The 13065-nt window shown below is 61.9% G+C and carries 12 protein-coding genes; 6 read left to right on the forward strand and 6 right to left on the reverse strand.

Translation table 11 applies throughout. The annotated features are described in order from the left end of the window. Positions 1-81 precede the first annotated feature (81 nt). The 5 genes from cpaB to G0A00_RS17620 all read right to left on the reverse strand — a co-directional run bounded on the left by cpaB (position 82) and on the right by G0A00_RS17620 (position 4736). The gene (gene cpaB, locus G0A00_RS17600; protein WP_164182980.1) at positions 82-1161 is read right to left on the reverse strand and encodes a Flp pilus assembly protein CpaB; all 1080 of its coding nucleotides are present in this window, start codon (positions 1159-1161) and stop codon (positions 82-84) included. 175 nt (positions 1162-1336) lie between these two features. Further along, a complete protein-coding gene (locus tag G0A00_RS17605) occupies positions 1337-1603 on the reverse strand; it encodes a hypothetical protein (protein ID WP_164182917.1) in 267 nt (88 codons plus the stop codon). A gap of 313 nt (positions 1604-1916) precedes the next feature. After that, positions 1917-3635 (reverse strand): pilus assembly protein TadG-related protein, encoded by a 1719-nt coding sequence (locus G0A00_RS17610; protein WP_164182982.1) that lies wholly within the window; start codon positions 3633-3635, stop codon positions 1917-1919. A 100-nt stretch (positions 3636-3735) separates the two neighbouring features. After that, positions 3736-4215, reverse strand: a complete 480-nt coding sequence (locus G0A00_RS17615; protein WP_164182984.1) for a prepilin peptidase — start codon at positions 4213-4215, stop codon at positions 3736-3738. Between the two features lie 17 nt (positions 4216-4232). Then, a complete protein-coding gene (locus G0A00_RS17620; RefSeq protein ID WP_164182985.1) occupies positions 4233-4736 on the reverse strand; it encodes a M48 family metallopeptidase in 504 nt (167 codons plus the stop codon). A gap of 398 nt (positions 4737-5134) precedes the next feature. Here G0A00_RS17620 and repA point away from each other — a divergent pair, with 398 nt between their 5' ends. The 6 genes from repA to G0A00_RS17650 all read left to right on the forward strand — a co-directional run bounded on the left by repA (position 5135) and on the right by G0A00_RS17650 (position 12017). Continuing rightward, the gene (repA, locus tag G0A00_RS17625; RefSeq protein ID WP_164182987.1) at positions 5135-6319 is read left to right on the forward strand and encodes a plasmid partitioning protein RepA; all 1185 of its coding nucleotides are present in this window, start codon (positions 5135-5137) and stop codon (positions 6317-6319) included. A gap of 44 nt (positions 6320-6363) precedes the next feature. Further along, a complete protein-coding gene (repB, locus tag G0A00_RS17630) occupies positions 6364-7371 on the forward strand; it encodes a plasmid partitioning protein RepB (protein ID WP_164182989.1) in 1008 nt (335 codons plus the stop codon). Between the two features lie 180 nt (positions 7372-7551). After that, positions 7552-8739, forward strand: a complete 1188-nt coding sequence (repC, locus tag G0A00_RS17635) for a plasmid replication protein RepC (RefSeq protein WP_164182991.1) — start codon at positions 7552-7554, stop codon at positions 8737-8739. Between the two features lie 103 nt (positions 8740-8842). Beyond that, positions 8843-9391 (forward strand): MT-A70 family methyltransferase, encoded by a 549-nt coding sequence (locus G0A00_RS17640; RefSeq protein ID WP_164182993.1) that lies wholly within the window; start codon positions 8843-8845, stop codon positions 9389-9391. A gap of 501 nt (positions 9392-9892) precedes the next feature. Continuing rightward, positions 9893-11065 carry an ROK family protein gene (locus G0A00_RS17645; RefSeq protein ID WP_203595423.1) on the forward strand — a complete coding sequence of 391 codons (1173 nt, stop codon included), beginning with the start codon at positions 9893-9895 and terminating at the stop codon, positions 11063-11065. Beyond that, a complete protein-coding gene (locus tag G0A00_RS17650) occupies positions 10986-12017 on the forward strand; it encodes a SulP family inorganic anion transporter (RefSeq protein ID WP_164182995.1) in 1032 nt (343 codons plus the stop codon). Before G0A00_RS17645 ends, G0A00_RS17650 begins: the two co-directional genes overlap by 80 nt. Here the strand turns inward: G0A00_RS17650 and G0A00_RS17655 are convergent. Next, positions 12014-13021, reverse strand: a complete 1008-nt coding sequence (locus tag G0A00_RS17655) for an iron-siderophore ABC transporter substrate-binding protein (RefSeq protein WP_164182998.1) — start codon at positions 13019-13021, stop codon at positions 12014-12016. The two genes, G0A00_RS17650 and G0A00_RS17655, sit on opposite strands and share 4 nt — an antisense overlap. Between the last annotated feature and the right edge of the window lie 44 nt (positions 13022-13065).

Consider the following 13065-nt stretch of genomic DNA (forward strand, 5'->3'; position numbering starts at 1 on the left):
ATATTGAACTCGACCACATCATGACTTTGTCCCGCTGCTCTGTTTTCTCGCCCGGCCCTCCGCCCTGCAGCACTCCCCCGCCTACTCCTTCAGCTGAACCGTCAGAAGTTGCGGTTCGCCCCTCGTCACGCCCTGGGAGCCAGCAAAACCCGGCTGGACTTTATATTCGTCACGTCGTCCGTCGCGGATCACAGCCACCGTCGCTTTCTTCGGCGCCGGAGGTGGTGCGATCACGACACGCTCCACGAGTTTCTCAACTTCGACCGGGTCTGGCTTCTGAATTTTGTCCTCGACGCTGCTGATCCGGTCGGAAATTCCGTCAAGCGTGCTTTTAAGCAACACCTGCATCGCCTCCAGCTGCTGCGAATTCGCGTCAGGCACTTCCTTGACGGGAACCGGCACCAGATCCTCCGCAATGTCGACATCCGACAGATCGGAAAGCGTAATTCTCTCATTGCTCTCGACATCGTTCGAGGCAACATTGCGCAGCGCCAAAGAAAGCGTGCCGACATTTCCTGCCAGAACCAGCTTTTGCGCTTCGGATGTATTCACCTCGAAAGTGACCGTCCGCACAACGCTGGGTTTATCCTTCAACTCATCGGCGATCTGGTCAATTGCCAAGACCCGAACACCTTGAAGCAAAACATCGACATAGGACCCCTCGCCGGTATTACGGCGGGTCAGCAATACGTCAACACGATCTCCGGGAAGAACAAATCCGGCCACACCCAATACATCGTTCACACGAATAGAGATGGCTTTCATTCCCGGGCTGAGCGCGGTCGACAGTTTCGCGCGCTGGCCGGGCATGGTGATCTTGCTGGCGAGGATCGGCTCGCCCACCGACATGGTGGTCAGCGCGAACCGCGCGTTCTCGTCGCTGTCATCGGCGACCAGAGCCTCCGCCGAGGTAAAGGCGCCCTCGGGGATGATGTCGCTGCTCCAGGCGATTTCGCGGAGCTTGACGGGGCTCAGGCGCTCACCGAAAGAAATCGGCTCGGCCGCGACGACGATGGTGTTTTCGGGGGCTGCAACCGCTGGCTCGCTGTCGGAGGACATCAACAGGAGGCGCTGCTCGTTCAGCCAGCCGCGCGTTCCGAAAACGGCCAGTGCGGCAAGCGCGATCGCGACAAAGAAACTCAGAACTACCGAGAAACGCATGGGACTTCTCCTGAAGAAAAATGCCTTTGCTTTAAAAACCAAAGCGATAGGTAAACCGCCATGGCGGCCCTAAAGCATGGCCGCCGGGAAACTTGTTCTTTTCGGGTTGCCCGATGCGGCGCAATGACTGCTGAAGTATTGGCGCCGCATCGGGTTTGCTCGAAAGAGCCTTAGATCACTGCGTCGGAGCGGTGGGCTCGGTGGTGGTCGCAGCGGTAACGGTGGAGCCGTCAACATAGAGGCTGTCCGCAAGCCAGTCGGCCCATTGCGACCATGCAAGGTTCAGGTTCAGGCCGAACAGCATGACGGCGAAAATCACGCCACCGATCATCAGGCCCAGAACGACGAGGTATTCGGTGAGCGCCAGACCCTCGTCCTCATCGCGGAGGCGGCGGGCGAAATCCTTGGCGAAAACGGAAGTCATTTTCAAACGTGCAAACATGTCTTTCTCCAAAAATATGCGCGTTAAAATGGCGCAAGATCGTTAAAGGTCATTCAGGTATGAGGGGGTCATAAAATCGCCGCCCTATGAACAAAAACCTGCCACAATATTTTCGGTGCGTAAAGGCTTTTTTATCAAACAATGTGAACATGCGACTATAAAGATGAGTCTTATATTTTGTCGCTGATTCACAGACAATATCGAGGCGCGCTCAGTTCATAATTGGCGCATTAATTGAGGGAAACTCAACCACCGGGTGTGTTTTGATATAGGCAATTGAAATAATTCGCCCCTCCCAAAGCGAATCCGAATATCAGCGGACCAGAATCGATTCCTGCCGAATAAAGGTCTCCAGCGTCCCATTGCCGCCATATCCGGTGATATCGATGATCTCGACGTCGATCGTCATATCGACGCCGGGCGCATAGCTCATCATCGGACGTGTCATAAAGATGCTGGCATAGCTGTTCACCGGCAGCTCGCTGCGTCCGGTCTCGTCAGCGTTCTCGCCGCAGTCGATGATCGCCGCGACCAGAACACGTGGGTCCGGCAGCTCGGCGCTCACCACATTGTCCGGGTGGCACAGCGCGCCCCCGCTTTCGCCGTTGGGCGTGGGATTGGTGACCGATGGATCGCCCGGCGCGCGCACCTCGTAAAGCTGCATCGCCTCGCCGTCGACGGTCACTTCGGTCCCAAGCTCGTACTCATAGACATCATAGCGCGAGGCCCCGGTGGTGCCCGGCCCCGAATAGCCCTCGACCGTTCCGGGGAACGAGCTGGGAATATCGGCATAATCGGGCGCAAGGCTTCCGTAGTTCCGGTCAAGATAGGTCTGCGCGCTCCATGCGCCGCTGCCGATATAGGCCCCCGCCACGTCTTCGCTGGTGACCGAGCCGCCGGTGGCGGGCGATGCCATGGAAAGATTGTCGGGCAGACCATAGGCGTAGTCGGTAACACCATTGGCGTTGAAACCGACGCCCGGCGTCCAGACGTGATCGTCGCCGATCACCGCCTGATTGCTCACCGTGTTGCCGTTCATGACGCAGTCATTGACGTTTGCGCCCTGGCTTGGCGGCAAGATTCCTTTGCGCACGTTCAGCGCCGTGCGCACGTCAAACGGCTCTTGGCCGTTCACGCTGCCAGACCCATAGGCCCCGCCGAACATGTCGAACCTTGTGTTGATCCCCGTGCGGATAGAGTTGCTGGCCCCCGGCTTCGTGGTCACCCGCTCCGAAGAATAGCAGGTCTGGTTCCGCCGCCCGGCAAAATAGTCGTTGATCGATCTTGCGCCGCCGGTCGGGCTCGCCTCGGTGGACACATCCGCCGCGCTCACGTCGAGAAATCCGAAATTCCCCGGCATCGGCGTCTCGTTCCCCGCCGGATGCAGACGAATCAGGCGCCCGTGCAGGTCGCCGCGCTGGAACGCGGTCTGCAGGCCATCGCCGATATATTGGCCAAGCGCGTCATATTCGAACGGGTTGCAGATAAAGACCGGCGGGATGTCGCAGGCCGCGGACTCGGATTTCGCCACCGCGACGGCGGCCACCGGCACCCCTCCGGTCACCAGTTCCAGCGCGCGGGCAAACAGCGTCTCGAGGTCCGAAGACTGCGCCTGAACATAGACATATTGCGCCTCGGCCGGGTCGGCCGTCTGATAGGAATTGAGCCATGCCGCGTCGATCGGCGTCGTGTCGAGCTCTGGAATCTCGCTTAGGAACCGGACGAGGAAGGGCGCATCGGTCTCGTTGTAGATTAGCGAAATCGGCGTGGTGCTGGCAAAGCGCAGCAGCGACACCGAGTTGTCGAGCTCCGCCATCGCGGTGCGCGCCCGGACCAGCGCATCGGCGCCGCCATCAAGCTCGCGCGCCCCGGCCAGTGCGACAGCGTCGGCAGCGGCCTGAAGGTCGCCATGGGCGTTGTTGCCGCGGCTGATGTCAAAGAGAATCAGCCCGAAGCCAAGAAAAACTGGCAAAAGCAGCAGCGAAAATACGAAGACGAATCCATCCTCAGCGCTGCGGAAACCATTAAACATATTCACCTTTCTGCACTGGTAACCAACACCGTCGGGCCAGAACTCATGGCAAAAGATCACATTAAAAAGCCAGAATACCTTAACGCAGTTTCCGGAAATCTCAAATATTCAAAGTTGATTGTATGTAGATGACCGGAATCGCGGAAAGGGCGAGTATCACGCCATAGGGGATCCGCCCCTCGGTCTTGCGCCGGGCGAACCAGCCCCAAAGCCCCCGTTCTGCCCGGCAGGCCCGCGCGATGACGATCAGCAGATACAGCAGCACAGACAGCACCATAAGCAGCACCGCAAAGGGCAGCAGCCCCGATACGCCCAGCATCATGCCCAGCGGAAGCATCAGCTTCACATCCCCTGCCCCAAGCCCGCGAAGCAGCCACATCACAAAGCCGATCCCGAACAGCAGGCCGCCCGCGAGCAGATCGCCAAGGAAGGTCGGAAACAAAAGCGCCCCCTGCGCCAGCACGTAGAGGGCGAGCATGATCAGCACTTCGGCATTTCGAATGCGGAAATGCCGCGCGTCATAGACCGCCACCCAGCCAAGCAGACCGATGGCGGCCCATTGCGCACCTGTCGAGATCATCTCCATAGCGGTCGCGATCAGAGGCCGCGCAGGTCTCCGGGCGCGCGCTTCGGCGAGTTCACCGAGTTGCGCAGAAGTTCAAGATTGTTCGCCGTGACCGGGTTGGAGGGATCCTTCTCGTAGGCGGCAAGGAAGTACTTCCGCGCAGCCACCAGCTCGCCGCGCAGCAGCATCGAGTAGCCGTAGTTGTTCAGGAACTCGACGCGATGGCCGATCACCGGCTGAAGGCGGCGGTAGGCGTAATCCGAACGTTCGAACTGCCGCAGCATATCCGAGCTTGCGGCAAAGCCCAGCCACGCCGCCGTGTCGTCGGGCACCACGTCCAGCGCCTCTTTGAACATCTTGTAAGATTTACCATAATTGCCGTCCCGGAACTGCATCTTGGCCGACACCAAAAGCTGATCATCCGGATAAAAGCTCAGGCTCGAGGTGTCCTTCGTCGACAATGTCCGGTCGCTGAACGATGCATTCTCACACGCGCCAAGCGCCAGGATCATCGAAAGTGCCACGATCCTCTTCATACTACACTCCCTGTCTCACCTGTTCCCCATCCACCAAGGCTAAGGCGCGTCCCGGCGTTCACGAAAAGGTATTCAGGTTGCGCGATCTTTCTGAAAGCGGATGTTGCAAGTTATCCACAGGGACCCGCCGCGGTGGAGCCCCCTCCCCTGCCGCAGTCAGTCCCGCCGCGCAGACCTCGGTCAATCTCGCCGCACAGACCTCGGTCAATCTCGCCGCACAACAAGGGCCATGCCACTGATCATTGTGGAAAACTTCTTGCGCGACTCGCGTCCCTTCGGCAATAGTCACGAAAAAGAGCCGGAACACGCCAAAAACCGTGAACACGATAGGACGCCGAAGACGTCCAACGGGGCAGCGCGAGGCATCGAGGCAAGACAGTGAGCAGGATACCGCGCCTATGCACGATACCACAGAAGACGAAGACCTGAACTCGGTTATTCGTGAGCATTCCGAACGGCTTACGGCGCAGCTCCATGCTCAGGCCGAAAGCCTGTTTCCGCCCGACGCGTCGAAGGAAATGCGCAAATTCACCTCCGGGGAAGCCGCCGCGCTCCTCGGGGTAAATGATTCTTACCTGCGCAAACTGCATCTGGACGGCAAGGGCCCCTCGCCCGAGCTGACCCCCGGCAACCGCCGGCTCTATTCGGTGCATGACATCCACGCGCTGCGCATCCTGCTAGAGAAAACCGCCCGCAAGCCCGGCGACTACCTGCCCGGACGCCGCGATGGCGATCACCTGCAGGTCATCGGCGTGATGAACTTCAAAGGCGGCTCGGGAAAGACGACCTCCAGTGCGCATCTCGCGCAGCGCCTTGCCCTTCTGGGCTACCGCGTTCTGGCCATCGACCTCGACCCGCAGGCGTCTTTCACTGCCCTGCACGGCGTCCAGCCCGAGTTTGACCTGACCGACGGCGGCACGCTCTATGACGCCATCCGCTATGACGATCCGGTGCCGATCACCGAGATCATCCGCCCGACCTATATCCCCGGCCTCGATTTGATTCCGGGCAACCTCGAGCTGATGGAATTCGAGCATGAAACCCCCCGCGCGCTGGCGCAGGGCAATGCCGGGCTCTTCTTCTTCCGGGTCAAGGAAGCGCTCGAGCAGGTCGACGACCGCTACGACGTGGTGGTGATCGACTGCCCGCCGCAGCTGGGCTTCCTGACCATGTCGGCGCTCTCCGCCGCCACCGGCGTGCTGGTCACCATCCACCCCGAGATGCTCGACGTGATGTCCATGTCGCAGTTCCTGCGCATGACCGCCGACCTCATGGATGTGATCGCGGAAAGCGGCGCCAACATGAAACACGACTGGATGCGCTACCTGCTCACCCGCTACGAGCCGACCGACGCGCCGCAGAACCGCATCGTCGCCTTCCTGCGCACCATGTACGCCGAGAAGGTGCTGAACGCACCAATGCTGAAATCCACCGCCATCTCTGACGCGGGCCTCACCAAGCAGACGCTTTACGAGGTCGACCGCAGCGCCTTCACCCGCGCCACCTACGACCGCGCGCTCGAAAGCCTCAACGCGGTCAACGACGAGATCGCCGCGCTGATCCAGAAAACATGGGGACGCTGAGGCGCCGCGCTGCGGACGATGTGGGGAAATTGAGGATCTGACCGATGAGCGACACACGCAAAAAACGCATGTCCATGCTCGACAGCCTTGCGGCTGCGGGCAAACAGGCGGGGACCGGCTCGCCGATGATGACCACCAACCGGGCGCTTCGCTCGGCCCGCGATGCGGTCGACAGCCATCGCGTCTGGGAGCTTGATCCGACGCAGATCGAAGACACCCGCACCCGCGACCGTCTCGACCCGTCGGATGTGCATGATCTGCGCGACGCGATCGAGGCCAATGGCCAGACCGTGCCGATCCTCGTGCGCCGCGACCCTGAAAAAGACGGGCGCTATCTGCTCGTCTATGGCCGCCGCCGCCTCGAAGCGATCCGCGCCTCTGACAAGGTCACCAAGGTCCGCGCATTGGTGGCCTCGCTCGACGAGCGCGACGCCATGACCGCGCAGATCTCCGAGAACATGGCGCGGCGCGATCTGTCGTTCATCGAAAAGGCGCTCTTTGCCCGCGAACTGGTCGAAAGCGGGTTCGGCAACCAAAGCCAAGTGGCCGAAGTGCTGACCGTCACCAAATCGTCGGTCTCCATGGCCCTGTCCGTGGCCGAGATGATCGGCCGCGATCTGGCGACCGCCATCGGTGCCGCCCATGGCATCGGCCGTCCCCGCTGGGAGGCGATGGCGCGCGCCATCGAAGAGACCGGTGCGGACCGCGACGAATTGGCCAAGCTCGCCGATGACATACACACCCGGGCTCAGGTCGATGTGGTCCATGGCCGGACCCCGCCCGAAGATGTCTCTGTCGCCGCCTTCGAGGCGGTGATGGGCCATCTGGCCCCCGCCCCTGCCCGTCCCGCCGCAGCAAAACCCAAAGTGGCCGAAAAACCACGCCGTCAGACGCTGGTGGCCGATGGGCGCAAGGCCGGAACGCTCAAGCGCACCGCCAAAGGGCTGAACATGGAATTGGATGACCCCCGTTTCGCGGACTGGATCGAGTCCGAAGCGCAGGGCGTCTTCGAAGAGCTTCACGCGCGCTGGAAAAACCGCGCGGAAGACTGAGCAGTCAACGATGACAAAGAGATAGGAGGCACGAGCCGACAAAGAAAGAGCCCCGCAAAGCATTTGCTCCACGAGACCCTGACTTGTTCTTAGCACCCTCAAGGTAGTGTCCGGAGCCATTGTCCGCAAGTCGAAATCGATTCGCGGCACGGGTATTTTTTGTCTTCGTGAATAGAAAACATGGGTTATCACCCCATCACGCCTTTTGGGCGATCGGCAGAGGCTGTTCTGGCCTCTGTCCGAGCGCGGCCCTCGGCCAGCAATGCCCCCTGCGCCATCGACAAGTGGCAAATCCTTCGCGATCTGACCACCGCGCGCAAAAGCTTCGATTTGTCGGACCGTGACATCACCTTGCTGCAGGCGCTTCTGAGCTTTCATCCCGAGGCCCGGCTCGACGCCGCGCAGGGGTTGGTCATTCATCCCTCCAACGAGACGATCTGCGCCCGCGCGAACGGTATGCCGAACTCCACCATGCGGCGGCATCTCGCGCGGCTGGTTGCGGCCGGGCTCCTCATCCGCCGCGACAGCCCCAACGGTAAACGGTACGCGCGCCGCGTTTCCGGTCAAAAGATCGCTTTCGGCTTTGATCTCAGCCCCCTGCTCCACCGTGCCGCCGAAATCGCGGAACGCGCCTCCGAAGCCCGCGAGCACGCCGCGCAGATCAAAGCCCTCCGCGACACCGCCAGCCTGCTGCGCCGTGACCTTGCCGCGCTTGCCGACCTTGGCAGAGCCGAACAGGTCCAAGGCCCTTGGGATGCCTTCTCTGACCTTGCGCGGCTGACCGCCCGCGACCTGCGCCGCCAACTCGACCGCGAAGAGCTCGAAAAAATCGGCCAGACTCTGCACGAGGCCGTCACCCGCGCGACCCGTCTGTTGGACTTCGAAACGCCCGAAATGAGCACCAGTGCCGCCCAGAATGAGCAGCATCAACAGAAGTCACAAGAAGACTCTTATGACTCTGAATCCCCTGTAATCGAGACTTCGACTGCAGAAGAGCCTTGCGCCACCTCTGACGATGCACCCGACTCTGCCGAGAAACGGGAAGTGCCTCCGCCACCGTTGCGCCTGATCCTGAACACCTGCTCTGAAATCGCGGTATTCACCCCAGATCCCATCCACGACTGGCACAGTCTGGTCAGAGCTGCCGAGAAGATCAGACCCATGACAGGCATTTCAGACTCTGCTTGGACCGACGCCAAGAAAGCCATGGGCCCGGAACAGGCCGCGGCGACGCTTTGTGCGATGCTTCAGAGGTTCTCAGACATTCGCAATCCCGGCGGCTACCTTCGCCATCTGACCCGCAAGGCGCGCGAAGGGACGTTCTCGGCAAGCCGCATGGTCATGGCCCTCGATCGCCGCGCCGCGTGAAGGTTCACAGCTGTGAACTCTCGCGACGCAAGGCAATTGGATTGATGGGTCGACTTCCACCGCGATTCCGCAGATACCCAACCCGCGAAACAAGGATACGACAATGACCGAGACCGCCAGCGCCAGTGCCGCCGCAGACCTGAACGCTTTCCTTGACGGCCAGAAATTTGGTTGCGTCCTTGCGGACCCATTTCGGGCCAATCCGGCGGGCAAGCCTCTAGCGCAAAGGTTTGAAGAAATCTGCGCTCTGCCGGTCGCTGACCATATGGAAGATCGGGCGCATTGCTATCTTTGGGTTCCGAATGCACGTCTGCCCGAGGGCATGAAAGTGCTGCAGTCCTGGGGCTTCAAATACACGAGCAACATCGTGTGGCAAAAGTCGGCCACCGACGAGGCCCAGCTTCAGATCGACGACGGCGAGGTCTTCGCCGACACGACGGCGCTTTTGCTTTTCGGTATTCGCGGCAAGAACGTTCGCACCTTGGCGCCGGCGCGCAGCACGGTGAATTTCATTCCGCCTGCGGCTGTTGGCCAAACCGGAGAGAGCGGCAAGCCCGACGCGCAATACCATATCATCGAGCGTTGCAGCTGGGGGCCGTTCCTTGAACTTTTCGGCCACGGAGCGCGCGACGGCTGGACGGTCTGGTCCTGATCCGCAAGCGAGCCTAAGCCGGGCCATGGGCTCGCATACCAAATGCGCAGGCGTCGAACGGGTGATGCCTGCTCTGTGTCCGATCATCCGCGCCTCTGGCGCCGCTGATGATTTTGTCTGGGTCTGGCCTGAGCGGCTACGACGAGACCGCGCCTCACACTGACAGTACAAAGCCAGAAAGCCGCCGAGAGCGTTGGACGACCGGCGATCAGCGCAGGGCAGGGTGACCGGACGTCCTTGGGCAGGGTGGCTGATCGCGGGGCAATACGCAGGGCAAGACGCTGGGCAAGGCTCCGTCAGCGCGGTCTGTGGGACTGAAACGCGGCGCTGACCTTCCGAAATCCCCCCAGATTCCCAAAACAACCAACAATTCCATTTCCAGACAATGACTTAAGAAGTTTTTTGCAGGCGTAAATCACGCTTTTGACACAAACAGAGTCAGAGATAGTCATTGACGCGTGGTAGTTAGTTTACTTAGTAAGATAAGTAAGGGAGAGAGACATGACACGCACCGCCGCCGGAGAGATTCTGACCCGTCTTCGAGACGCAGGCCCGATGTCACGGGCCGACCTGACGCGCGAGACCGGGCTCTCGTCGGCGGGTGTCACAAAGATCACTGCGCAGATGCGTCTCGAAGGGATCATCCGCGAGGGCAGTGCCTCGGAGGCTGCGGCCATCGGGCGCCCGCCGGTCACCGTCGAAATCAATTCAGAGTGCCGCTATGTGCTCGCCATTCACCTTGGGGCAAGGCAGGTGCATGTGGCCCTGTCGGATGTGTCGCTGTCTCTGAGCCTGACCGAGACGCTTGCCTATGATCTGAGCGAGCCGACCGACGCGCTTGTGGCGCGGATCGCAGAACTTGCGCGGGGGCTGATCGCCCGGAGCGCGGTGCCCGCTGACCGGATCCTTGGCGTTGGCATCGGCGTGCCCGGCAGTGTCGATGAAACCAGGCGGGTGAACACCCATTCCATTCTGACCGGATGGCACGATGTGCATTTTGCCGATGCGTTCGAGGCCGAGCTTGGCCTGCCAGCGGTCGTTGAACATAACGCCACCGCGCTGGCGCTGGCCGAATGCTGCTATGGCGTGGGCAAAGAGGCGGAGAGCCTGCTTTACCTGCTGCTCGGCAAAGGCATCGGCGCGGGCTATGCGCAGACCGGCCCTATGGGCCGGCGCAGCGCCGTCGAGATCGGGCATGTGGTGGTGGAGCCGGGCGGACGTCCGTGCCGCTGTGGCGGGCGGGGCTGTCTTGAGCGGTTCTTTTCCGAAGAGCCGCTGCGCGCGCTGGTCGGCAATCCGGAGCTGTCGCGCAGCGCCCTGCTGTCGGCGGCCATGAACCACCCGGAGTGGGACAAGGTGAGCGAGGCGTTTCTGCTGGCGCTGGGAACCACGGTGACATTGCTGGGACCTGAAATGATCGTCCTTGGTGGCGATCTCAGCGGCGCGCCAGAGGCCTTCGTCTCGCGGCTGCGCGAAGAGCTGCCCGGCAGGGTGATGCCGCAGCAGCGCAACAACCTGCGGATCGAGCGTGCGCGCTTTACCGATCCCGCCGGTGCCTATGGGGCCGCCTGTATCGCGCTGGAAAGTTTCTTCTATGCGACCGGGCCCGTCGCCCCGCGCTGGCCGCTGCGCCGCGCCGGGCGCGCTGGCCATCGGCGTGGTGGGACTGCTTGAGGCGATGTCTGTGGCGCGTGCGTTGGCCTCGAAAAGCGGTCAGATGATCGACGGCAACCGCGAGTTCGTGGGGCAGGGGCTTTCGAATATCGGCGGCGCGTTTTTCCAGTGCTACCCTTCGACTTTTTCCTTCACGCGCTCTGGTGTGAACTTTGAGGCTGGGGCCAAGACGCCGCTGTCCATGTTGTTTTGCGTGGCCTTCCTTGCGGCGATCCTGCTGCTTGTCGCGCCCTATTTTGCCGAAGTGCCAATCGCGGGCATGGCCGGGGTGATCATGCTGGTTGCTTGGCGGCTGATAAACCTGAGGGAAATCGCGCATCTGATCCGCCATTCAACCTCTGAGACGGCCATTGCGCTGGTCACTTTCGCGACCACGGTGATCGTCGATCTGGAGTTCTCGATCTACGTCGGCGTGATGATGTCGCTGTTTCTGTTCCTGCGCCGCACGGCCAGCCCGATCATCGCCATTTCCGCCCCCGACCCCTCGACCGAAGGGCGGGTGATCCGCTCGGCGCGCCTGTATCATCTCGACGAATGCCCGCAGTTGATGATCGCCATGCTTGAGGGGCCGTTTTACTTTGGCACGGTCGAGGCGATCCGCCGCGAATTCCGCCGCTTCGAACTGGAACGGCCAAGCCAGAAGCACGTGCTGTTCAGCATAGCGGGCAGCGGCGAGATAGACCTTCCCGCCGCCGAACTGCTGGTCGAGCAGTCCGAGCGGCGCAAGGCGCTTGGCGGGGCGCTGCACATCAAGCTGCTGACGCTGACCTCTTTCGAGAAGCTCGCGCGGTTCGAGGTCTTCAAATCGCTCGGGCGCGACCACATCCATCTGTCCAAACGCGACGCGCTGGCACGCGTGGTGCCGGATGTTGATCCCGAGATCTGCCGGACCTGCAAGGCGCGGATTTTCCGCGAATGCCCGAAGTTTCCGGAGACAGACCGCAAGGGCTAGGGCAGCAGACCCGCCGCCTGTGCCGTCGGCACGGCGGTCGTTGGGTCGCCGTCGAGGGCGGCGGCGAATTCCGGGCCGAGCCGATCGAGGGCGAAGGGCATCGACAGCACGCTGCCGAAGGACAGCGCCCCGGCCAAAAGCTCGTTGCAAAACACCTCGCGGCCTTCGGCATAGGCGCTGAGCGTGCGGCGCATGGCGAGGCTGGCGATGTCAGAGGCGCGCTCGTCCGAGGAAATCCAGATCAGCAGATCGGCGTCGATGGGCGACAGATCCTCGGGCGAGAGCGCGGTGTAGAACCCGTCGATCACCTGCATCTGCTGCAGGCGCTCGGGCGGGCGGAACCCCAGCTCTGCAAGGAATTGCGCGCGGGTGTCGCCGCCCATGAAGGCGCCGGTCTGGCCACCGTCATGCCACGCGCAGACCGCGCTCTGGCCCTGCCAGTCGGGATGCGCCTCGCGGAAAGTCGTGAACCGTTCACGGACCTGCGCGAGGAGCTGTTTCGCCCGATCTTCGGTTCCGGTGGCGCGGGCGATCCGCTGCAGTTCCACGTCCCAAGGGCTGCCGTAGGTGGAATAGGCCGGATCCTGCATCAGTACCGGGGCGATCTGCGACAGGAGCGCGTATTCGTCCTGCGAGATGCCCGAGCCGCTGGCGACGATGAGATCCGGGGTGAGGCTGGCCACGGTCTCGATCGAAACCTCGCCGGTCATCACCGTGGGCTGCGCGCTGCCCAGCAAGTCCTGTGCCCAAGGCCAGACGCCATAGGGATAGTCGCCGTACCAATAGCGGATGCCGACGGGGACGACGCCAAGCGCCAGCAGCGCATCATGGGTGTTGTAGCCAAGCGAGACGACGCGCTTTGCCGGGGCGGGCAGCTGCGTCTCGCCGTAGACATTGTCGAACCGCAGCCCGGATCCGGTGGCCGCAAGCGCGGGCGTGGCGAGCAGGCAGGCGCTTGAGGACAGAAAGCCGCGTCGGGACAGAAGAGCGCGTGGCCGGGTCATGAGGGCTCCTTGCAAAGGGGGCGCAGGATCGGGACCGCCCGGCG

Origin of the sequence: Salipiger sp. PrR002 (genome assembly GCF_010500775.1) — a bacterium.
In the GTDB taxonomy this organism is placed as follows: domain Bacteria; phylum Pseudomonadota; class Alphaproteobacteria; order Rhodobacterales; family Rhodobacteraceae; genus Salipiger.

Bases quoted from the DNA above. Each gene is read 5' to 3' on its own strand.
- cpaB (WP_164182980.1), bottom strand. From the start codon at position 1,161: ATGCGTTTCTCGGTAGTTCTGAGTTTCTTTGTCGCGATCGCGCTTGCC.
- G0A00_RS17605 (WP_164182917.1), bottom strand. From the start codon at position 1,603: ATGTTTGCACGTTTGAAAATGACTTCCGTTTTCGCCAAGGATTTCGCC.
- G0A00_RS17610 (WP_164182982.1), bottom strand. From the start codon at position 3,635: ATGTTTAATGGTTTCCGCAGCGCTGAGGATGGATTCGTCTTCGTATTT.
- G0A00_RS17615 (WP_164182984.1), bottom strand. From the start codon at position 4,215: ATGATCTCGACAGGTGCGCAATGGGCCGCCATCGGTCTGCTTGGCTGG.
- G0A00_RS17620 (WP_164182985.1), bottom strand. From the start codon at position 4,736: ATGAAGAGGATCGTGGCACTTTCGATGATCCTGGCGCTTGGCGCGTGT.
- repA (WP_164182987.1), top strand. From the start codon at position 5,135: ATGCACGATACCACAGAAGACGAAGACCTGAACTCGGTTATTCGTGAG.
- repB (WP_164182989.1), top strand. From the start codon at position 6,364: ATGAGCGACACACGCAAAAAACGCATGTCCATGCTCGACAGCCTTGCG.
- repC (WP_164182991.1), top strand. From the start codon at position 7,552: ATGGGTTATCACCCCATCACGCCTTTTGGGCGATCGGCAGAGGCTGTT.
- G0A00_RS17640 (WP_164182993.1), top strand. From the start codon at position 8,843: ATGACCGAGACCGCCAGCGCCAGTGCCGCCGCAGACCTGAACGCTTTC.
- G0A00_RS17645 (WP_203595423.1), top strand. From the start codon at position 9,893: ATGACACGCACCGCCGCCGGAGAGATTCTGACCCGTCTTCGAGACGCA.
- G0A00_RS17650 (WP_164182995.1), top strand. From the start codon at position 10,986: ATGCGACCGGGCCCGTCGCCCCGCGCTGGCCGCTGCGCCGCGCCGGGC.
- G0A00_RS17655 (WP_164182998.1), bottom strand. From the start codon at position 13,021: ATGACCCGGCCACGCGCTCTTCTGTCCCGACGCGGCTTTCTGTCCTCA.